General features: G+C 72.9%; 20 protein-coding genes. 7 read left to right on the top strand and 13 right to left on the bottom strand.

All coding sequences use genetic code 11. The annotated features are described in order from the left end of the window. Positions 1-1011: cryptochrome/photolyase family protein (locus ACZ6SD_RS16525; protein WP_465317782.1), on the top strand; the 1011-nt coding region annotated here is incomplete at its 5' end. A gap of 61 nt (positions 1012-1072) precedes the next feature. Here ACZ6SD_RS16525 and ACZ6SD_RS16520 read toward each other — a convergent pair. From ACZ6SD_RS16520 to ACZ6SD_RS16510, 3 genes are all read right to left on the bottom strand, one after another. Next, positions 1073-1306, bottom strand: a complete 234-nt coding sequence (locus tag ACZ6SD_RS16520; protein WP_465317781.1) for a chaplin family protein — start codon at positions 1304-1306, stop codon at positions 1073-1075. 101 nt (positions 1307-1407) lie between these two features. Beyond that, complete coding sequence (locus ACZ6SD_RS16515) at positions 1408-2592, bottom strand: ABC transporter permease (protein WP_465317780.1); 1185 nt, start codon at positions 2590-2592, stop codon at positions 1408-1410. Next, positions 2589-3479 carry an ABC transporter ATP-binding protein gene (locus tag ACZ6SD_RS16510; RefSeq protein ID WP_465317792.1) on the bottom strand — a complete coding sequence of 297 codons (891 nt, stop codon included), beginning with the start codon at positions 3477-3479 and terminating at the stop codon, positions 2589-2591. Before ACZ6SD_RS16510 ends, ACZ6SD_RS16515 begins: the two co-directional genes overlap by 4 nt. A gap of 175 nt (positions 3480-3654) precedes the next feature. Between ACZ6SD_RS16510 and ACZ6SD_RS16505 the strand changes: the two genes are divergently transcribed. The 4 genes from ACZ6SD_RS16505 to ACZ6SD_RS16490 all read left to right on the top strand — a co-directional run bounded on the left by ACZ6SD_RS16505 (position 3655) and on the right by ACZ6SD_RS16490 (position 7932). Next, positions 3655-4098: a YbaB/EbfC family nucleoid-associated protein gene (locus ACZ6SD_RS16505; RefSeq protein ID WP_465317779.1), complete on the top strand. Its 444-nt coding sequence runs from the start codon at positions 3655-3657 to the stop codon at positions 4096-4098. Positions 4099-4109: 11 nt separating this feature from the next. Beyond that, positions 4110-4418: a type VII secretion target gene (locus ACZ6SD_RS16500; RefSeq protein ID WP_465317778.1), complete on the top strand. Its 309-nt coding sequence runs from the start codon at positions 4110-4112 to the stop codon at positions 4416-4418. Beyond that, positions 4415-5710, top strand: coding sequence for a hypothetical protein (locus ACZ6SD_RS16495; protein WP_465317777.1), 1296 nt, complete (start codon positions 4415-4417; stop codon positions 5708-5710). The genes ACZ6SD_RS16500 and ACZ6SD_RS16495 overlap by 4 nt, the downstream gene beginning before the upstream one ends. Before the next feature lie 287 nt (positions 5711-5997). After that, on the top strand, positions 5998-7932 hold the full coding sequence (locus ACZ6SD_RS16490; protein ID WP_465317776.1) for a hypothetical protein: 1935 nt from the start codon (positions 5998-6000) through the stop codon (positions 7930-7932). Here ACZ6SD_RS16490 and ACZ6SD_RS16485 read toward each other — a convergent pair. Then, positions 7916-9481, bottom strand: a complete 1566-nt coding sequence (locus ACZ6SD_RS16485) for a glycerol-3-phosphate dehydrogenase/oxidase (protein WP_465317775.1) — start codon at positions 9479-9481, stop codon at positions 7916-7918. The two genes, ACZ6SD_RS16490 and ACZ6SD_RS16485, sit on opposite strands and share 17 nt — an antisense overlap. Then, positions 9478-10092: a TetR/AcrR family transcriptional regulator gene (locus ACZ6SD_RS16480; RefSeq protein WP_465317774.1), complete on the bottom strand. Its 615-nt coding sequence runs from the start codon at positions 10090-10092 to the stop codon at positions 9478-9480. The genes ACZ6SD_RS16485 and ACZ6SD_RS16480 overlap by 4 nt, the downstream gene beginning before the upstream one ends. Positions 10093-10108: 16 nt before the next feature. Here ACZ6SD_RS16480 and ACZ6SD_RS16475 point away from each other — a divergent pair, with 16 nt between their 5' ends. Then, complete coding sequence (locus tag ACZ6SD_RS16475; RefSeq protein WP_465317773.1) at positions 10109-11791, top strand: FAD-binding oxidoreductase; 1683 nt, start codon at positions 10109-10111, stop codon at positions 11789-11791. On the opposite strand, the gene ACZ6SD_RS16470 is transcribed toward ACZ6SD_RS16475, so the two are convergent. The 5 genes from ACZ6SD_RS16470 to ACZ6SD_RS16450 all read right to left on the bottom strand — a co-directional run bounded on the left by ACZ6SD_RS16470 (position 11700) and on the right by ACZ6SD_RS16450 (position 14881). Beyond that, entirely contained in the window at positions 11700-12107 is a 408-nt protein-coding gene (locus ACZ6SD_RS16470) for a hypothetical protein (RefSeq protein WP_465317772.1), read from the bottom strand. The two genes, ACZ6SD_RS16475 and ACZ6SD_RS16470, sit on opposite strands and share 92 nt — an antisense overlap. A gap of 80 nt (positions 12108-12187) precedes the next feature. After that, positions 12188-12595, bottom strand: a complete 408-nt coding sequence (locus ACZ6SD_RS16465; RefSeq protein WP_465317771.1) for a PRC-barrel domain-containing protein — start codon at positions 12593-12595, stop codon at positions 12188-12190. Positions 12596-12665: 70 nt separating this feature from the next. Further along, the gene (locus ACZ6SD_RS16460) at positions 12666-13133 is read right to left on the bottom strand and encodes a DUF4232 domain-containing protein (RefSeq protein WP_465317770.1); all 468 of its coding nucleotides are present in this window, start codon (positions 13131-13133) and stop codon (positions 12666-12668) included. A gap of 148 nt (positions 13134-13281) precedes the next feature. Continuing rightward, positions 13282-14334: a gamma-glutamylcyclotransferase family protein gene (locus ACZ6SD_RS16455; protein WP_465317769.1), complete on the bottom strand. Its 1053-nt coding sequence runs from the start codon at positions 14332-14334 to the stop codon at positions 13282-13284. A 139-nt stretch (positions 14335-14473) separates the two neighbouring features. Next, positions 14474-14881: a winged helix-turn-helix transcriptional regulator gene (locus ACZ6SD_RS16450; protein WP_465317768.1), complete on the bottom strand. Its 408-nt coding sequence runs from the start codon at positions 14879-14881 to the stop codon at positions 14474-14476. A gap of 130 nt (positions 14882-15011) precedes the next feature. Between ACZ6SD_RS16450 and ACZ6SD_RS16445 the strand changes: the two genes are divergently transcribed. Further along, positions 15012-15866 (top strand): SDR family oxidoreductase, encoded by an 855-nt coding sequence (locus ACZ6SD_RS16445; protein WP_465317767.1) that lies wholly within the window; start codon positions 15012-15014, stop codon positions 15864-15866. On the opposite strand, the gene ACZ6SD_RS16440 is transcribed toward ACZ6SD_RS16445, so the two are convergent. From ACZ6SD_RS16440 to ACZ6SD_RS16430, 3 genes are all read right to left on the bottom strand, one after another. Beyond that, positions 15844-17082, bottom strand: coding sequence for a C39 family peptidase (locus ACZ6SD_RS16440; RefSeq protein ID WP_465317766.1), 1239 nt, complete (start codon positions 17080-17082; stop codon positions 15844-15846). The two genes, ACZ6SD_RS16445 and ACZ6SD_RS16440, sit on opposite strands and share 23 nt — an antisense overlap. A gap of 55 nt (positions 17083-17137) precedes the next feature. Next, complete coding sequence (locus ACZ6SD_RS16435) at positions 17138-17713, bottom strand: helix-turn-helix transcriptional regulator (RefSeq protein ID WP_465317765.1); 576 nt, start codon at positions 17711-17713, stop codon at positions 17138-17140. Between the two features lie 117 nt (positions 17714-17830). After that, positions 17831-19468 (bottom strand): long-chain fatty acid--CoA ligase, encoded by a 1638-nt coding sequence (locus ACZ6SD_RS16430; protein WP_465317764.1) that lies wholly within the window; start codon positions 19466-19468, stop codon positions 17831-17833. Positions 19469-19753: the final 285 nt, after the last annotated feature.

The raw sequence follows: 19753 nt of genomic DNA, 5'->3' as shown, positions 1-19753 counted from the left end.
ACCCCCACAACCTCATCTCCCTCGCACTCCTCGCCCTCGGCGGATACCGCCCCGACCTACCCGAACGCACCCACACATAACTACCAAGAGCCTTTTCTCCGGGCGTGGGCGCGGCACGGCTGGCCCGAGCCCGCGGACACCGGACCATCCATAGTGGACTGGATGGACGCGTCCGGTGTCGCGGGCGCGGTCGGCGTCCCGGACGAATCCGCGCTCACCGCCGTGCTGCCGCCCGCGGGGGAGAAGGCCGCGCTGGCGGCGTGGGCGAGGTTCCACCGGGAACGGCTCGCCGACTACGAGCGCGGCCGAAACCGGCCGGACCGGCCCGGGACGAGTCGCATGTCCGCCTACCTGCGGTGGGGGTGCGTGCACCCGAGAACCCTGCTCGCCGACCTCGCCGAGTCCGGCGACGGCCCGGACGCCTACCGCGCCGAACTGGCCTGGCGCGACTTCTACGCCGACGTCCTGTGGCGCCGCCCGGAAACCGCGCGGGCCAACCTCGACCCGAAGTTCGACGCGATGGAACACGACACCGGGGCCGACGCGGAAGCCCGGTTCGCCGCGTGGACCCGAGGCGAGACCGGCTATCGGATCGTGGACGCCGGAATGCGCCAACTCCTCGCCGAAGGCTGGATGCACAACCGGGTCCGGATGATCGTGGCGAGCTTCCTGGTCAAGGACCTGCACGTGCCGTGGTGGCGCGGCGCCCGGCACTTCATGCGCCACCTGGTCGACGGCGACCTGGCCTCGAACCAACACGGCTGGCAGTGGATGGCGGGCACTGGCACCGACCCGGCCCCGTACTTCCGCGTCTTCAACCCCACCACCCAGGGCGAGAAATTCGACCCCGACGGCGACTACGTGCGCCGCCACGTGCCGGAACTGCGTGGCGTGCCAGGGAAAACGGCCCACCAGCCCGGCGACCTCGCCCCCGGCTATCCGGCGCCGATCGTGGACCACGCCCACGAACGCCAAGTCGCCCTCGCCCGCTACGACCGGGTGAAGGGCTGAGCGGGAGTCGCGCTACCGGCAACGGGAAAGGGCCGCTCCGGGCGGCCCTTTCCCCCGGTGGTCAACGGGAGTCGCCGACCTTGACGCTGACGCGGTAGCCGCAGGCCGCGCTTGCCGAGCCCAGGACCGAGACCGCGTTGCCGCAGACGGTGATGGGGAGGTTGATGGGAGCGACGACCTGATTGCCGCTGAGGATGCCGCCCTGGCCGGTCGTGATCACGGCGGCGGTGGCGGTGGGAGCGGTGAGGACCATGGCCGCTGCCGCTGCGATGGCGAGTGTGCTGATGATGCGCATGGTGTCGTCCTAGCCCTGGGAGTGGGGGTGATCACGCGATCTTCCTGGGCCACTTGGAGGTAGTCGATAGGCCATTCGGGTCTGCTGTGGAAAAACTGGAGTCAGCCGCGCAGGGCCTCGCGCAGGGGGATGCGGGGGCCGGTGCGCAGGATGGCGCCCGCGTAGATCCGGCCGCCTAGGCGGGCCAGCAGCGCGACGGCGGCCAGGGTCAGCGCGGCGGCCACGGCGACCTGCCAGGCGGGGGCTTCGGCCAAGGCTATGCGGCCGGGCATCAGGATGGGGGCGAACGGGGGCAGGACCGACAGGACCGCGGTGGCGGTTCCGTTGGGGGAGCGGGTGAGCAGGCCCAGGCCGAGGACGAACGCCAGCACCAGCACCGAGGTCACCGGCAGCAGCACCGCCTGGGTCTCCTCCTGCCGCGACACCAGGGAACCCGCCGCGGCGAAGACCGACGCGTAGAACAGGTAGCCCAGCAGGTACCAGAACAAGCCCCACAGCAGCGTTCCCAGCGCCGCGCCGGGAATGGTCAGGACTTCGGTGACGGTGGCCAGGGCGACCCCCACCGCGCCGATCACGGTGAGCTGCGCCAGGCCGACCAAGCCGAGGCCGATCACCTTGCCCAGCAGCAGCTGCCACGGGCGCACGGTGGCCAGCAGGATTTCTACTACCCGGCTGGATTTCTCCTCCACCACTCCCTGGGCGACCATGGTGCCGTAGAGCAGCAGCGACAGGTACAGCAGCGCGACGATCACCAGCGCCACCGCGAGCCGCTGGTCCCGCTGGGCGTCGGGGGCGTGCAGGGACCGCACGTCGACGCCCGCCGCGGCGACGGTCGCCAGGACGTGGTCGGGGTCCAGGTCCTCGACCGCGGCGAGTTGGGCGCGCAGGACTTCCCGCTGCGCCAACGCATTCAGGGCGCGGCGCAGGTTCTCGTCCAGGGTGTCGCCGACGACGACGCGCGGCGCGGCCGGGGGGCCGGTGACCAGGGCGTCCAGGTCGCCCTCGGCCACCATCGCCTCGCCAGCCGCCGGGTCGCGCACGGTCGACGCGCGCACATCCAGGCCGCGGGTGCGGGCTTCCTCGCTCAGCGGGCCGGACAGAACCGTTGCCTGGCCGGACAATCCGACCCGGGTGACGTTCGGGGTGCCGAAAACCGTGCTCTGCAGCAACACGAACCCGATCAGCACGGCCACCGACACCGCCGTGCCGACCAGGAACGAGCGGGTGCGCAGCCGGGCGTGCAACTCGCGCCGGGCGATCAGCCACACGGCCCGCCGCGCGGTCACGAGCCGTCTCCGACCGTGTCGCGGTAAAGCTCGACCAGGGACGGGCGGTGGTGGCTGAACTCCCGCACCGGGCCGGTGGCCAGGGCGGCGGCGAGCACGGCCTGGTCGTCAGCTCCGTCGGCCAGCCGCAGCCTGGTGCGTCCATTGTGGACATCCACGACGGTGGCGCCTGCCAGGCCGTCCGCCCAGCCCGGCGCGGCCCCGGGCGCGTGCACGACCACGGTCGTCCCGCTGCCCGCTCTCAGCTCGTCCACGGCGCCGCAGGCCACCATCCGGCCGCGCTGGATGATCCCCACCCGGTCGCACAGCCGCTCGACCAAATCCAGCTGGTGGCTGGAGAACAACACCGGCACGCCCGCCGCCGCGCGCTCGCGCAGCACCGCGGCCAGCACGTCCACCGCCAGCGGGTCGAGGCCGGAGAACGGCTCATCCAGCACCAGCACCTCCGGGTCGTGCACCAGCGCCGCCGCGAGTTGCACCCGCTGCTGGTTGCCCAGGCTCAGCCGCTGCACCTCGGCGCCGCGGTGCTCGCGCAGCCCTAGCCGGGCGATCCAGTCCTCGGCGGCGCGGTGGGCCTGGTTCACCCCCAACCCGTGCAGCTCGGCGAGATAGACCAGTTGGTCGAGCACCCGCATCCTCGGGTACAGGCCGCGTTCCTCCGGCAGGTAACCGAACCGGCGGCGGGTCGCGTGGTCCAGCGGCGCGCCCGCCCAGCGCACCTCGCCCGCGTCCGCGACCACCACCCCCAGCACGACGCGCATGGTGGTGGTCTTGCCAGCGCCGTTGCCCCCGACGAACCCGAACAGCTCGCCCGCGCGCACCTGGAAACTCACCTGGTCGCAGGCGGCGACGTCGCCATAGCGTTTGCAGACCCCGTCAATCTCCAGCACGACCGATGCCCCCTGCCTGACGCTGTCCGGCCCAGTATCCCGGTTCGCGGGTCGGTGAACCGACTGGCCGGTGCGCCTGCAAACGAGTTGGTCGTTTCGGGCCCGGCGGGGAACGGATCGGAGGATTCTCCGTCACAGTGGGGCGGATCATCCGGGATGGACCATTGGAGGGGTGTTGACGAACCCTGAGCAGTGGCTCGCGCAGTACGACGAGACGCTGAAGAAGGCCGCGGCGAGCGCGCGGAAGGCGGACCAGGCGCTGCGGGAGGTGGGCGGCTCGGCCACCTCGCCGGACGGGGAGATCACCGTCCGGGTCGCGGCCAACGGCGCAACGACCGATCTGGTCCTGCGGCCCGGAGTGCGCGACATCGAGCCGGAGCACCTGGCGCGGGTGATCATGGAGGTCACCCGGCAGGCGCAGCGCGAGGCGGGCGCCCAGGTCGTGGCGGCCATGCGGGAGCTGGTCGGGGACTCGCCCGCGCTCGACGTCGTCAAGGCGCACCTGCCCCAGGGGCACGCCGGGGACGGCACGGACGATCCGTCGAACCTCGAACTCCTGCGCGACACGCGCGGCGACGACGAGTACTTCGAGAACCCACCCGAAGTCGTCAACTAGGAGCCAGGCACATGGGCAGCGGATTTGACGTCAACGTGGCGGAGGTGCGGGTCCACGCGCGCACCGTCGCGGCTCTCTCGACCCGGGTGGGTTCGGCCACCGGGTCCGCGCGGTCGGTGTCCGACGGCGCTTACGGCGTGATCGGCCAGTTCTTCGCCGCCGCGGTCACCGGCGCCTGCGGGGACGTGCTCGACGGCGTGCGCAAGGTCGCCGCGGCGGTCGACGACGTGCGGGCGGGACTGGAGACCGTCGCGCGCGAGTACGAGCGGATCGACGCCGGGAACGCGGCGACCTTCGCGGGCCGGGAGGCGGGCAGATGACCACCGGCGAGCAGGCGGCGGCCAGCCTCACCGTCGACGTCAGGGGCGCGAAGACCGCCATCGAGCGCGGCGACTGGCTCGACGCGGGCCTGTCGATCACCAACGTCGCCCTCGACGTCATCGGCATCGCGGAGGACCCGCTGGGGGCCGCGGGCAGCGCCGGGTTCGGCTGGATCATCCAGCACATCTCGTTCCTGCGGGAGCCGTTCGACGCGCTGCTCGGCGACGCGGACTCGATCATGGGCAGCGCCCAGGGCTGGGCCAGGGCAGGCGACGAACTTGTCGCCGCTGCCGACACCTACCGCGATGCCGTGGCGAGCGAGACCGGCGGCTGGCAGGGCGCGGCGGGCGAGGCGTACCGGCGGGCCGCCGCGACCCAGGCCGAGGGGCTGGACGCGCTCGCCGAGGTCAGCCGGGGCGTCGGGGCGGCGATCAGCGGCGCGGGCAAGCTGCTGGCGCAGGTGCGCAAGGCCGTGCTGGACTTCATCAACTCGTGCGTCCAGAAGGTCATCACGATCATCATCGAGGCGCTGGCCAAGTCCTGGCTGAGCTTCGGGGCGAGCATCGCCGAGGGCATCGCCCGCTCGGTCGCCGAGGCGGTGCGGACGGCGCAGAAGATCATGGGCGAGGTGCGGAAGTTCATCTCCTCGCTGCAGAAGATCATGACCACGATCCAGAAGATCGTGAAACTGGCCAAGTCCGTGAAGCGGCTCCTGGAGACCATCGGCGGCCGCGCCAGCCAGTCCCCGACCGCGACGACCCGCCAAGCCGCCCCGGTGAACACTGCGGGCATCGACGCCGCCGCCGACCGGACCTACACCACCCCGGCCACGGCGGGCCCGACCTACACCAGCACCGCCGCGCCGGACTTCACCCAGTTCCGCCCCGTCGCCGGGGCCGAACCCGCCTACGGCCCCAGCGGCCCACCCCCGACCCCGGGCGTGCCCGCGTCCCGCGTGGACCGCGCCCGGTGGATCGGCTCGGCCGTCGAGATCCTGGTGCACCACGGCGTCGACCCCGCCAAAATCGACGCCGAACAGATCGCGCGCATCGTCGACCGAGCCTCCGGCGGCAACCCGCACGCGATGGACATGAACGCGCCCAGCGCGGCCGAGGGCGCCCCGCCCAAGGGCCTCACCCAGATCACCGACCCGGTGTTCCAACAGCACCAGATCCCCGGACATGGCGACATCTGGCAGCCGGTTGACAACCTGCTCGCCGGAATCCGGTATTTCCTGGCGCAGTGGGGTTCGCTGCTGGCGGCCTTGGAAGGCGCGTTCGACGCCGAGTGATGTCGGTTACGGCCGCCTCTCCGCAGCGGGGAGGCGGCCGTAACGCGTCGGTGGGTTCCGGCAGCGGCAGGCGGGGGCATGACGCGGCGAACCTTCAGGAGTGGGTGTCGGGCTTGGATCTCGGCGAACGTCTGCGGCCTGACCCGGCCGAACGTCGCCAACGACCGGCAGGCATCCGGCCCTTGTAGTCGCACCCTGTCGGCGTTCGGCATGTCGCCACGTGGGGAGGTGGTCGTAACGCGTCGGTGGGGGATGGCGACTCCTCCGGCAGCGGCAGGCGGGGGATCATGACTCGGCGAGTGCTCATCGGTGTGGTGTTGGCGGGCGCGTGTGCGGGGTTGTTCGTCACGGTTTATCTGAGTGGGCTGGGCGATGACGCCAGGGGCGCGTTGGAGCCGGTCAGCTGGGTGGCGGGGATCGTGTCGGCGGGGCTTGCTGTGGTGGCGGTCGTGTTGGCGCTTCCGGTGCGGAAGTCGGCGGTGGAGCGGGTCAGCACGCCCGCGCAGCTCGACCACGCCGAGCGGGCGTTGCGGGCGGCCATCGGGGCGTTTCTGGAGGACGAGTTGGGGCGTCGCGGGCTGGATGATGTGGTGATTCCGGTGCGGTGGCGGGCCGAGGGCGAGGCGGCCGAGCTGGTCATCCGGGAGACCGGTGAGCTGGTGGACCCGGTGCCGCCCCGGCTGCGGCTGTTCGTGGTGGGTGAGGCCGGGGCGGGGAAGACGACGGCGTGTCTGATGATCGCCCGCGCGTTGTCCGCGGACGGCGCGGTTCCGTTGGTGTTGCCCGCCAGTTCATGGCGCCGGAAGTACGCGAGCCTTCAGGAGTGGGCGTCGGCTTGGATCTCAGCGAACGTCGGTGTTCTGGGCAACACGGCCGAGTACGGCGGGACGGCGGTGGCGGGGCTGGTCTCCGCGGGCCGGATCCGCTGCGTCGTGGACGGTGTGGACGAACTTCCCAAGCCCGACCGGATCGACCTGCTGGCGTTGCTTGCCCGCGCGAACGCCCGCACGCCGCTGATCATCACCTGTCGGAAAGGCCCGCACGACGCGCTCAAGGGCGCGGCCAACCGGATCAGCGGGCTGCGCACCGTGACGCTGCTGCCCACGCCGCCCGCCGAAGCCGTGGCGTACCTGACGAAGTCCGACAGCCGGTGGGCCGATCTCGATCCGAAGTCGCCGAAGCTGGGCAGCGCGTCGCCGACCGCGCTCAAACGCCTGCTGTCCAACCCGCTCACCATCTACCTGCTCCGACAGGTCTACCTCGACCCCGGTTTGCGGGAGGACGGCAAGCCTCTCGAACAGCGGCTGTGGCGGCGGCTGGTGCCCTCGGTGTTCGGGGCCTCGGCCGCGCGGGCGCCCGAACTGCTGCTGCCCAAGACCGGGCCGCGCACGGCGTGGAAACCGGAGAAGGCCGCCCAGTGGATCGAGTTCCTGGCCCGTGAGCTGGCCGCCGAGACCGGTGAGCTGCGCTGGTGGGAGCTGGCGGACCGGATGCGGCGTCCGTGGATCGGGCTCGCCGTCTGCGCTTCGCTGATCGCGGGGCCGCTCTATCTGGTCGAAGCCTGGTTGACCGGCTCGGCCGAGATTCTGGGTGGTCTCGTCGTGGTGGTGACCATCCCGCTGGTCGGTGTGGCGGTCGGGCAGTGGATGACGCCCGCGTCGGTGCGGTCGCCGGACGATCCGCTGGTGGACACCATGGTGGGGGTCGCGGTGGCGGTCGGGACGGCGACGGGTCTGGTCGTCGGCCTGCGCACCGGGGCGTGGCTGGGCGCGCTCAGCGCTGCCCTGACCGTGTTTGTCACGGTGCTCATGGCTGTCCGCTGGCTCGTGCAGCGGCCGTTGTCGCGGACGCGGACGTACGCCAGTCCGGACGCCGCCGTGCGCCGGGTGCGCAGGCTCGCGTTCGGCGCTGTCGTGCCGGTGTTCGGCGCGCTCACCGCCACGGTCTATGTGATGCCGCGGTCGGTGGTCGAGTACCCGGCCGCGGTTTCCGTGGCGGCCGGGTGCCTGACCAGCGCGCTGATCCTCTCGATCACCGTGTGGGGCCGCTATTTCAGCGCCCGGATCACCTGCGCCGCGCTGGGGCTGCTGCCGTGGCGGCTTGGGCGGTTCCTGGACGACGCGAGCCGGGTCGGTGTGCTGCAACGGGTCGGCGGGCATTACGCCTTCCGGCACTCGCGGCTGCGGACGATGCTCGCCGACGAGGTCACACCGACGCCGTGAGGCCGTTCAGGGTGCGCTCGACCAGGGCGGTGACGGCGGGCGCCGCGGCGGCTTCGTCGGCGGCGACCAAACCGATCCGGGTGCGGCGGTGCAGGACGTCGGCGGGGGTGAGGGCGCCTTCGTTGCGCACGGCCCAGACGACCTCGGCCGCGGTGACCGGGCAGCCGGGGGCGATCGGGGCGGCCAGCTCCGGGTCGAGCTGGCCCAGGGCGTGCACGGTGGCGGCTTCGGTTCCGTAGCGGGAAACCAACCGAACCGGCGCGTCCACTGTGGATAGAGTGGTACGAGACGCCGCGCCGACCAACGGAATCGTCCGGGTGCGCGACGGTCCCGCGGCCAGCCCCGAAGCGTCGATTGCCGCGTCCACCGCGTCGGCGGCCATTCGGCGGTAGGTGGTCAGTTTGCCGCCCACCACGGTGATCACGCCGTTGGACGCGGTCAGGACGGCGTGGTTGCGGGACAGGTCCGCGCTGCGCGAATCCGCTGCCAGCACAGGAGAATCGACCAGTGGACGCAGACCGGCGAACGCGCCCAAGACGTCCGCGCGGGTCAAGGTCCGCTCCAACGCCGAGGACGCCACCGACAGCAGAAAGTCCACATCGGACTCGGGGACCGTGGGCACGGCCGGGATCGGGCCGTCCACCGGCTCGTCGGTCAGGCCGACGTACACCCGGCCGTCCTCCTGCGGCAGCACCAGCGCGAACCGGCCGAACGCGCCCGGAATCGGCACCGTCAGCGCTGCTCCGCCCACGCCCAGCGCCGCGCCGTCAAGCACCAGGTGCGACCCGCGGGAGGGCCGCAGCCGCACCGCCGGCACGAGTTCGCCCGCCCACACGCCCGCCGCGTTCACCACCGCCCGCGCGCGGATCTCGACCGCCCGCCCGGTGAGCCCGTCCACGATCTCCGCGCCCGTGCCGCTCACCCCGGTCACGCGGGCCCGGGTCAGCACGCGCGCGCCGAACCCGGCGGCGGTGCGGGCCAGGGCGACCACCAGGCGGGCGTCGTCCACGAGTTGGCCGTCGAAGGACAGCAGGCCGCCGCGCAGCCCGGTCCGGCGCAGGCCGGGGGCCAGGGCCAGGGCTTCGGGGGCGGACACCCGGCGCGGGCGGGGCAGCAGGCTCGACGGGGTGCGCGCCGCGCGGCGCAGGGCGTCGCCCGCGAGCAGGCCCGCGAACGTGACGCCCGCGTCGCGGCGGGACACCGCCGGGTGCAGCGGCACGAGCAGCGGCAGCGCGCGAGTCAGGTGCGGCGCGGTCGCGGTCATCAGCACGCCGCGCTCGACGGCGCTCTCGTGGGCCAGGCCGACCTCGCCGTTGGCCAGGTAGCGCAGGCCGCCGTGGACGAGTTTGCTCGACCACCGGGAGGTGCCGAACGCCAGGTCTTCCGCCTCGGCGATGGCCACGGTCAGCCCGCGCGCGGCGGCGTCGAGGGCGACGCCCGCGCCGGTGACCCCGCCGCCGACGACCAGCACGTCCACGGTCTCGCCCGCGGCCAGGGCGGCCAGGTCCTCGGCGCGGCGGGCGGCGTTGAGCGCGGTGCGGGCGGTCATGGCGCGAGACTCGCGTCCAGCACGTGGGCCAACTCCGCCAGCAGCGCCTCGGCGTCGACGTCGACGGTGGCGGGCCCGTGTGAGAGGACGAACGACTGCACCACCAGCAGCAGCGCGCGGGCCTGGGTCGCCGGGTCGGCCACCCGGACCGAGCCGTCCGCGTGCCCGGCGGTGAGCTGGGCCAGCAGGAACTGCTCGGCGATGTGCTGGGTGCTGCCCAGCCGCTCCACGACGTAGGGCAAGACCAGTTCGCCGTCGCGGTCGAGGACGGTGCGCATCAGCGGGTCAGCCACGATGGCCCGCACGCCCGCCACCGAGCCGCGGACCAGCCGGGCGCGGGCGTTCTGGCCGGTCACCGCGCCGCTGGTGCGCGCGAGCAGCGCGCCGAACTCCCTGGTCATCAGGGCTGTCAGCATGCTGCGCACGTCCGGGAACCGCCGGTAGAGGGTCATCCGGCTCACCTCGGCGCGCCGCGCGACGTCGGTCAGCGTCGTGCGCCGCACGCCCTGGTCGAGCACGCAGGCGCGGGCGGCGTCCAGCAGCGCGTCGTCGTCCACGCGGCTGGGCGAAGCTGCCCGCACAGCGGTTTTTGTGTGACGTTCAGACGTCATATGTCACACTCTAACCGTGAACCTGCCTGTGGACCACCCAGTCCTCCCTGACCGCCGGGTCCGCGCCGGTTGGACCCGCTCCGGCGGCGCGGACGCGGTCCTGCCCGCGCACGCGAACCGGTGGCTGAGCGCGAAGACCGGGCTCGCCGCGCGCAGCACGCCGGTCGCGCCCGACTCCGCGCTGACCGTCGCCGAGTCGGGGCTGCCCGCCCCGGCGCGCGCCGTCCTGGCGGACATCGTCGGCGCCGAGCATGTCTTGGTGGAGCGGGAAGACCGACTCGGCCGCGCGGGTGGACTGTCCTATGTGGACCTCATGGCCCGCAGGGGCGCGGGCAGGCCCGCCGTGCCGGATGCCGTGGTGTGCCCGGGAAACCGCGCCGAGGTGCAGCGCGTGGTCGAGGCGTGCGCGGAGCACGACATCGCCGTGGTGCCCTTCGGCGGCGGCACGTCGGTGGTCGGCGGAGTGGCGGCGCTGCGTGGCGGCAAGGCCGCGGTGGTCGTGCTGGACCTCGCGCGCCTCGACCGGCTCGTCTCGGTCGACCCGGTCTCCCGGCTCGCGGTGTTCGACGCCGGTGTGCTCGCCCCGGAAGCCGAGCGGCTGCTCGCCGCGCACGGGCTCACCCTGGGCCACTTCCCGCAGTCCTTCGAGCGCGCCACCCTCGGCGGGTTCGCCGCCACCCGCTCCTCCGGCCAGGCTTCGGCGGGCTACGGCCGGTTCGAGGACATGGTGGCGGGCGTCCGGCTCGCCACCCCGCGCGGCGAATGGCGCCTGGGCGTGTCGCCAGCCTCCGCGGCCGGACCCGATCTGCGGCACCTCGTCGTCGGCAGCGAAGGCGCGTTCGGGGTGATCACCGAGGTCACCCTGCGGGTCCGCCCCGCCCCGGCCTGGGACCGCTACGAGGGCTTCGTCCTCGACGGCTTCGCCGAGGGCGCGGCCGCGGTGCGGACCCTGGCCCAGGGCGGCGCGCTGGGCACGGTCACCCGGCTGTCGGACCCGAAGGAGACCGAGGTCGCGCTGGCCCTCGCCGAGGGCTGGCGGCCCGCCGCGCTGCGCGCCTACCTGCGCGCCCGCGGCGTCGTGGAACCCTGCCTGCTGATCGTCGGCTGGGAAGGCCGCACCCGCGCCGAGATGCTGGCCCGCCGCCGCGCGACCCGCCGCGCGCTCGGGCCGGTCGTGCGGCTGGGCGTGGGACCGGGCGACGCCTGGCGGGCGGGCCGGTTCGCCGGGCCCCGCCAGCGGGACGCGCTGCTCGACGCCGGGATGTGCGTGGAAACCCTGGAGACGGCGACCTACTGGGCGGGGGTGGACCGGCTGCGCGCCGCCGTCCGCGGCGCCCTGCTCGGGTCGCTGACCGGCCCCGGCCGCAAGCCGATCGTGGCCTGCCACATCTCCCACGCCTACGAGACCGGCGCGTCGCTGTACTTCACCGTCCTGGTCCCCCGCGACGCCGACGACCCGATCGGACAGTGGCAGGCGGCGAAACAGGCGGCCAGCGCCGCCATCGCCGGGCTCGGCACCATCACCCACCACCACGCCACCGGCGTCGACCACGCCCCCTACCTGCCCGGGGAGATCGGCGCGCTCGGCGTCGACGTGCTCGCCGCGGTCAAGGACCGGCTGGACCCGCGTGGCGTCCTGAACCCGGGGAAGCTGATCGCCGCACCACCCCCAGCGCCAGGCCCCCGACCAGTCCGCTGAAGAACAGCAGCGACGCGGTGGTGGCCCGCTCGCTGATCGCCCGCTCGCACATGTCGATGTAGGACACCGTCAGCGCCCGGTCCGCCACGCCCAGGTCCTCCACGATCCACGGCGTCTCCGCGCCGCCGATGGCGTTTCCGCAGGTCACCGATCTCGACTGGGCCGCGTCCGGGTGCGCGACGTGCACCGGGATCAGGGCCATCACCAGCCCGGCCAGCAGTCCCACCACCGACAGCACCGCGGCGAAACCCCGCCGGGTCAGGGTGATCTGGGCGAGCGGGTCTTCCGCGGGGGCGCCGTCGGGTTCGGTGCTCATGGCGCAGAGCCTGACGGATTCACCCGTCCGCCGGCTACCGTCTGGGTGAGAACAACTGGCCTACGGCGGTGTGACGCGCCTTATGGGGACTTGGTCACCTGCTGGTCGGCGTGCACGACGTAGCGCTGCTGCGGTGGCCGCCGGGGCATGTCCGAGGGCTTGGGCACCCGCGCGTACGGCACCGGCGGCTCGCTTTCCGGCAGGCCGTAGAACCGCTGCGCGGCGTGCGCGTCGGCCCTGGTCAGCGGGCCGTCCGCGGTGGGCGCGTCCTTGACGACCTCTTTGGCCACCGCGATCCGCAGCTTCCGCTCGTCCAGGCGCGCGCCGTCGAGCGGCACCAGGCTTTCCCGGCGCCCGAACAGCCCGGTGCCGACCGTCACCCACGCGGGCTCGCGGGTGGCGGCGTCCAGGTACACCGCGCCGACCCGGCCGACCTTGCGGTCGTCCGGGTCGAACACGTCGCTTCCGATCAGGTGCTGCGGTCTCATGGACCACACGGTCGCGTCGGCGTGCGACCCGCGCAACGCGCATCACCCGATGGAGTGCACTTTTCCCAGGTCAGGCCGGGTAATAGGCGCTGGTCTCGATCCGTCCGCCCGAGCAGACCGACCCGAACGCGAACGCGACCGTCACCTGTCCCGTGCCGCCCGGAAGGGTCACGCGCAGCGCCGTAGACGGCGGCCTGCACGGGCCTTCGACCGGCTCACCCGGACCCGGCACGACACTCCACCGCAGCCGCTTGCCCGCCGCCGCGCCGGGAGCGAGCCGCACCGGCGTCGGCCCCGGGTCGTTGACGTGCGCGTCCACGGTCGGGTTGCGCGACCCGTCCGCGGCGACCAGATGGACGTCGCCGAACCCGTTAAGCGTGCAGGTCGCGGCCGAGACGTTGCGGACGGCCAAGGTGGCGTGCCGCTGTCCCGCCCCCGGGTCGAGGTCCCCGATCGACGCGGCCAGCGCCGCCGCGCCGCACAACCCACCGTCACTCTCCGGAGCGGGCGCGACCACCGCCGCGAGCGCGACCGCCACCGCTGTTCCTGTTGTCCCCCACATGACTTCCCCCATTCGTCGTGTGTGGACTGTCCTATCAGGGCGACCGGAAACCGCGCCGGACACCGGCCCCCGTTCACCCGATCGTGGACGCCGCGCCCAGGCGTCGGTTCTGGCCGGCCGCTGTTTAGCCGATGGTGGATTCCGCGTCCCAGGGGTCGGTGAGGGCGGCCATTCCGGTCACCGGGGCGACCCAGACGTAGGTCCAGCACACGTCGCCATTGGCGGTCGCCACTCGGACGCGCACGTACTCCTCGCCCTCGTAATCGTCCAGTGCCGCCAGGGCCGCGCCCTCGCGCAGCGGCACCGTCCACCCGGACACGCCCGGTCCGGCGCCCAGCCGCAGCGCGGGGTAGCCGAAGCCGGTGTCGAACAGGGTGCCGCCCAGCCGCGCCCGCCGGGGCTCGCCCGCGACGTGCGGGGCGAGCAGGTGCCAGGCCGAGGCCCCCGGCTGGAGGGTGCCGTAGACGAACAGCGCCCCGGGGTAGTCGGCCGGGTCTGGGGCGCCGACCAGCACGTCGAGGTCGAGGCCGTCGTTGGGCGCGGGCTCGCCGACCAGGTTCACCGCTACGGCCTGCGGCACGTCGGCGCAGCGCACGGGGGCGCCGTCGACCAGCAGCGGTCTGCGGATGGTGGACGCGCCGACGTAGGCGGGCACCCGGTCGAGCACGCCGCCGCCGTCGATGAGCGTCACCCGGCCGGAGGACACCCGGGCCAGGTGGTAGCGCTCCCCCCGGCCCTCGCAGACGTCGAGGACGGCGAGTTGCTCCTGGGTGACCATGAGGACGGCGTGCTCCTCGTCCGCCCCGGGGCTCGCCGCCAGGACCACCGGGCGCTGGTCGTCGACCACCCGGAAACCCGCCGCCCATACCGCCGCCAAGCCCTCACAGCGAACCCGGAGAACGGCGACCGGCCCACACAGCCCGAGGGCTTCGCGTAACCAGGTGAGTTTGGCCGGGTTCGGGTTGGAGCCGTAAGACAGCAGCGGCAGCCGCTCGGCGAGCGGCGCGGCGCCTCGCGCGGTCAGCCAGGCGTCCAGGTCGGTTCCGTCTACCCGCCAGCCGGAGAGCGCGGCCGGGTCGGCGGTCAACGGCCAGCCGCGGCCGTCGTCGTGGACGAACGAGCACGGCGGGCGGGTGCCGGGGTAGGGCACCGCGGGGAACTCGGCATCGGTGAACACCGCACTCCTCGGGTCAGGCTCGCTTCCCGAAGGCGGGCTTCGAGGAGGTGAGTATCCCCAAGCCCGCCCTGGGCGCCGTCTGGGGTCGGCACTGACTTTTCCGAGCCCGGCCGCCGCGGTCAACGTCGAGCGGACTCCACTAGGCCGAATGGCCGCCATCGGACAGCGCGGCTTTGCGATGGTCGTAGGAGCGCTGGGCGGCGAGGATGTCGGGGGTCTGCCGCTCGATCAGGCGGTAGAGCTCCCGCACGCGTTCGGCCATGGGGACGCCCAGGTGGGTGAGGGAGTAGTCCACATGTGGGGGAATCACCGGGTGGACTTCGCGGTGGACCAGGCCGTCGCGTTCGAGGGACTGGAGGGTTTGGGCGAGCATCTTCTCGCTCACGCCGCCCACCGCGCGCCGTAGCTCGCTGAAGCGGTGGGTGCCGTCCAGGAGGACGCCGAGGACCAGGACGCCCCAGCGGCTCGCCACGTGCTCCATGACCGCGCGGCCGGGGCAGTCGCGGTTGAAGACGTTGAAGGGTGTGGCCTCGATCATGTCGCCCATGTGCGTGCGCCCCTTTCACCTGGTGGCTTTCGTTCGGGTAAGTATAGGAGGTTCAGGTAGGTACTATCTCTAAGTTAGTGCCCGACCTACGGTTCGTCCGAACCCGACGCGACTAGGGAATGGACGAACCGTGACGATCTTGGTGACCGGCGCCACCGGACAACTTGGCAGCCTTGCCGTGCGACACCTGCTCGACCGGGCGCCCGCGGCCGATCTGGCGGTCTCCGTGCGCGACCCTGCCAGAGCGGCGCGCCTCGCCGAGCGCGGCGTGGCCGTGCGGCAGGGGGATTTCACCCGGCCGGACAGCCTGGACTTCCACGGGGTGGACACGCTGCTGCTCATCTCCGCGGACGGGCCGGACGACGTGCGGGGGCCCGCCCACCTGGCCGCCGTCGCCGCGGCGCGCCGCGCGGGGGTGCGGCGGCTGGTCTACACGAGCCTGAGCGAGGCGGACACCTCGCCGCTGCTGCTGGCCCGGGTGCACGCGGCGACGGAGGCCGCCATCCGGGACAGCGGGCTGGCCTTCACTTTCCTGCGCAACGGTCTGTACCACGAGGTGTTTACCGACGCGCTACCGCAAGCGCTTGCCAGCGGGGCTCTTACGACCGCCACCGGTGACGGTGAGATCGCTACCGCCAGCCGGGACGATCTCGCTCTCGCCGCCGCGATAGTGCTCACCGAAGAAGGGCACGACGGCGCGGTGTACGAGCTGACCGGGCCGCGGGCGTGGCGGTTCTCCGAGCTGGCGGCCATCGCGGCCGAGACCGCGGGCAAGCCGCTGGCGCACGTCCCGGTCCCCGACGACGAGCGGCGGGCCGTCCTCGCGGGCGCGGGGCTGCCGGGGTTCGTGGTGGACCTGCTGGTGGACGCCGAGAGCCACATCCGCGCGGGCGCGCTCAGCGCGGTCCGCCCCGACCTGGCCAAGCTCATCGGCCGGGAGCCGACCCCGGTGGAGCGGGCCGTCAGCGCCGCGCTGGCCGGATGATGTAGGCGATCCCGCCGGACGCGCCCGCGACCGCGCCGCTGGCGGTGTGCCGCTTGGTGCGCAGCCAGATGGTCTCGAACTGGGCCCGGTCGTACACCCGGCGCACGGCGGCGTTGCTCGGCGACGCGGGGTCGTTGGCGATCACGTCCCCCTCGGGGGTGAAGCCGACGACCACCATCAGGTGACCCGCGGTGCCGTAGCCCGCGCCGTCGAGCTCGTCGGCGCGGAAGGACTGCGAGGTGACCACCGGGACGCCCGCGGCGATGTAGGACTCCAGCTCCGCCATCGACCGCAGCCGTGTCACATGCGCGGACAGGCCGAACGTGGCGGCGTAGGCGGTGTTGAACGGCCAGTTCCCGGTGCCGTCGTAGGCGCGGTCGTAGGTGTGCCGGGCGGCGTGGTCGACGCTGGGGTCGGCGTACGCCGGGTCCACCCAGGCCAGGTCGGCGGCGCTGGGACCGCGGCCCCAGTACTCGACCACCATCTCCGTCGAGGTCGGGCTGCACCACGCCTCGCCGCCGCCCCCGTACTCGGGGTACTGGCCGACGTGGGTGTTCTGCGAGTAGCGGGGCACCGGCAGCTCGATCCCGCGGGCCTGCCCGGGGGCGCTCGCGGGCACGGTGAACCGGTCCGGCACGGCCGAGGTCATCGCGCCGACCATGCTCAGCGTCGGCGAGGCGTCCGTGCCCGCGAGCCGGTAGAGCGTCACGCGCAACCGGTAAGCGGTAAGACCCTGGGCGGCGACGAACGTGTCGACGTCGACCGTGCCCGCCGCGTCGGACTGCCCGGGGACGCTGGTGCGCTGGATGTCGCCGTCGCCGGAGGCCCACCGGCCCAGCGAGTACCAGCGGGGACCGCCCGAGCCGCGCAGCTCGACGTGCAGCCACGTCCCCGGCGGCGTCACCGCGTTCCACGACGCGACGAGCTGCGTGGCGGCGAACCCGGGCCGGTGCTCGGGCGAGGTCCAGGCGCCGTACTCGTAGCGCCGGGTAGTGCCCAATCCCGGCTCGGTGTGCTCGACCGTGCCCGCGGGTCGCGCGATCCGGAGGCCGTTTCGGGCGGGTAAGAGCCCCTCGGAAAGCCCGGCGGCGAACGCGCGGGGCAGGCGGAACTCGCGGTAGTCGACCGGCGCCGTCACCGCGGCGGCGGCCGGGACGGGGGAGACGACGGCGGCCAGCGCGACACAGCAGGTGACGAGAATCCGGGACATGGTCATGGTGCCGATTTTCGCGTCGCGCGCGTGCCGTGTAAACGGTTGACAGCCGGTTGGCTCAGTCCGCCGTCCCGGTCTCCAACTCGGTGACGAACTCCGCCCAGAACTCCTCGACGCACCGCTCGATGCGGATGCCCAGCTCCAGCGACTTCACCTGCCACGGGTCGGCGTAGTCCACGATCCGCTCGTGCTGGGCGAGATAGCCGTCCGCGCGGGACTTGTGCGAGTCCCGCCGCGTCCGGGCCAGGTTGACCAGGTCAGCCCGGTCGCCGAAGGTCGCGAAGAACAGCTTGAGCAGGCCCAGGTCGCGCACCTCGGTCTGCTCAGGAGTGGGCGCCCCCAGCCACTCGCGCAGCGCGTCGCGGCCCTCCTGGGTGATCGAGTACGTGCGCCTGCGCCTGCCGCCGTCCTCGATGGCCGCGGTGACCAGGCCGTCCTCGGCGAGCCGCGCGGGCTCGTCGTAGAGCTGGGAGTGCGCGAACGCCCAGAAGTTGCCGACGGTGTACCCGACCCGCTGCTTCAGGTCGTAGCTGGTCGCCGGGCCGTGGCTGAGCATCCCCAAGACCACATAGGACGTGGCGTTGAGCTTGCGGGCGCGCGGACCGAGCGTCGGCTCGCTGGGCAGGGTCGTCACCCCCTTCAGTCGCGGGAACGCGACGACCCTACCCAGCCCCTTGGCTCCGTGCGCCCGATTGGCGGCGCCGACTCGGACTAATCGGCCGCGTGCGCTGTGCCGAGCGGGCTAGGCCGCTCAGCCGAGCCGCTTGACATCCAGCCTGCCCTCGGAGTGCGCGGCGCGCAGCACCTTCTTGTCGAACTTGCCGACGCTGGTCTTGGGCACTTCCTCGATGAACGCCCAGCTCTCCGGAAGCTGCCACTTGGCGACCTTGTCCGCCAGGAAGCCGCGCAGCTCCTCCGGGCTGGCCTCGGCTCCCTCGCGCAGCACCACGGTGACCAGCGGGCGCTCGTCCCACTTCGGGTCGGGCACGCCGATCACCGCGGCCTCGGCCACCGCCGGGTGCGCCATCACGTGGTTCTCCAGCTCCACCGACGAGATCCACTCGCCGCCGGACTTGATGATGTCCTTCGACCGGTCGGTGAGGGTGAGGAAGCCGTCCGGGGTGAGGGTGCCGACGTCGCCGGTGCGCAGCCAGCCGTCGTCGAACTTCTCCGCGCCCTCGCCGTCCTCGGCCAGCCGGTAGTACGACGCGGCGATCCACGGCCCGCGCACCTCAAGCTCGCCGATGCTCTCGCCGTCCCACGGGGCCTCGCTGCCGTCGTCGCGGATCAGCCGGGCGGTGACGCCCGCGGGCAGGCGGCCCTGGGTGTAGCGGTACTCCCAGGCCGCCTCCTCGGAGATCCCGGCCGGGGGACGGCACACGGTGCCCAGCGGCGAAGTCTCCGTCATGCCCCACGCGTGGGTGATGTGCACGCCGTACTTCTCGGCGAACGTGTGCATCATCGACGGCGGGCACGTCGCGCCGCCGACCACGACCTCACGCAGCGAACTCAGGTCCGCCGGGTGGCTGTCGAGGTGCGCGAGCAGGCCCTGCCAGATGGTCGGCACCGCGGCCGAGTGCGTCGGCCGGAACCGCTCGATCATGGTGGCCAGCGGCTCCGGCTGCAGGAACCGGTCCGGCATGATCAGCGACGCGCCGGACATGAACGCCGCGTACGGCATCCCCCACGACATGGCGTGGAACTGCGGCACGATCACCAGCGAGCGGTCCGCCGAGGACAGTGCCATGCCGTCGACCATGCAGACCTGCATCGAGTGCAGCCAGATCGACCGGTGCGAGTAGACGACGCCCTTGGGGTTGCCGGTGGTGCCGGAGGTGTAGCACATCGCGGCGGCGGCGCGTTCGTCCACTTCGGGCCAGTCGAACTCGTTCGACGCGGCGGCGAGCAGGTCGTCGTAGGAGTGCACCTCGACGCCCTCTGGCGCGGTGATCGCGGCGGCGGGCCCGTTGGCCACGATGACGTGCCGGACAGTCTCGAACGTGGGCAGGACCTTGGCCAGCAGCGGCGCGATCGAGGCGTCGACGATGACGACGTGGTCCTCGGCGTGGTTGGCGATGTAGGTGATCTGCTCGGGAAACAGCCGCACGTTGAGCGTGTGCAGCACCGCGCCCATGGCGGGCACGGCCAGGTAGGCGGTCAGGTGCTCGGCGTTGTTCCACATGAACGTGGCCACTCGCTGGTCGCCGGTCACCCCGAGGCCGCGCAGCGCGTTGGCCAGCCGGGCGGCCCGGTCGCCGATCTCGGCGAAGGTGGCGGTGCGGCCAGCCTCCCCCGTCCAGGTGATTACCTCGCTGCCCGCGTGCACGGTCGAGCCGTGGCGCAGCAGCGTCGCGATGGACAGGGAACCGTCCTGCATGGTGCTCAACATCGTTGACAAGCTCCTGGGGAATGGGACGGCTGCGCCGCCCGGCGGATTCCGAAGCCCCGACTACCGGCAAGTAATCTCACACGATAGTGCGCGCGTCGCTACCGCGACACAGTCGAAACGGCGCAATTCGGATGTTGATCATGCGCTCACGCAGCGTCGCCGACCCCTGACCCGCCGCGCTCCGCAGGAGGTTTCTGCGTGTCGGGGGTATGTTGCCCAACGAGGTGTCGTTTACTGGTGAAAGGCACCGGGCCGCCGGGTCGCACGGTGCGCCGAGGGTGGGGA

The sequence above is a fragment of the Actinokineospora sp. NPDC051303 genome (genome assembly GCF_055586285.1).
Note: the sequence above shows the minus strand (reverse complement) of the source record. Positions and strands in the feature narration are given on the sequence as shown.

Bases quoted from the DNA above. Each gene is read 5' to 3' on its own strand.
- ACZ6SD_RS16520 (WP_465317781.1), bottom strand. From the start codon at position 1,306: ATGCGCATCATCAGCACACTCGCCATCGCAGCGGCAGCGGCCATGGTC.
- ACZ6SD_RS16500 (WP_465317778.1), top strand. From the start codon at position 4,110: ATGGGCAGCGGATTTGACGTCAACGTGGCGGAGGTGCGGGTCCACGCG.
- ACZ6SD_RS16495 (WP_465317777.1), top strand. From the start codon at position 4,415: ATGACCACCGGCGAGCAGGCGGCGGCCAGCCTCACCGTCGACGTCAGG.
- ACZ6SD_RS16490 (WP_465317776.1), top strand. From the start codon at position 5,998: ATGACTCGGCGAGTGCTCATCGGTGTGGTGTTGGCGGGCGCGTGTGCG.
- ACZ6SD_RS16485 (WP_465317775.1), bottom strand. From the start codon at position 9,481: ATGACCGCCCGCACCGCGCTCAACGCCGCCCGCCGCGCCGAGGACCTG.
- ACZ6SD_RS16480 (WP_465317774.1), bottom strand. From the start codon at position 10,092: ATGACGTCTGAACGTCACACAAAAACCGCTGTGCGGGCAGCTTCGCCC.
- ACZ6SD_RS16470 (WP_465317772.1), bottom strand. From the start codon at position 12,107: ATGAGCACCGAACCCGACGGCGCCCCCGCGGAAGACCCGCTCGCCCAG.
- ACZ6SD_RS16465 (WP_465317771.1), bottom strand. From the start codon at position 12,595: ATGAGACCGCAGCACCTGATCGGAAGCGACGTGTTCGACCCGGACGAC.
- ACZ6SD_RS16450 (WP_465317768.1), bottom strand. From the start codon at position 14,881: ATGGGCGACATGATCGAGGCCACACCCTTCAACGTCTTCAACCGCGAC.
- ACZ6SD_RS16440 (WP_465317766.1), bottom strand. From the start codon at position 17,082: ATGACCATGTCCCGGATTCTCGTCACCTGCTGTGTCGCGCTGGCCGCC.
- ACZ6SD_RS16430 (WP_465317764.1), bottom strand. From the start codon at position 19,468: ATGTTGAGCACCATGCAGGACGGTTCCCTGTCCATCGCGACGCTGCTG.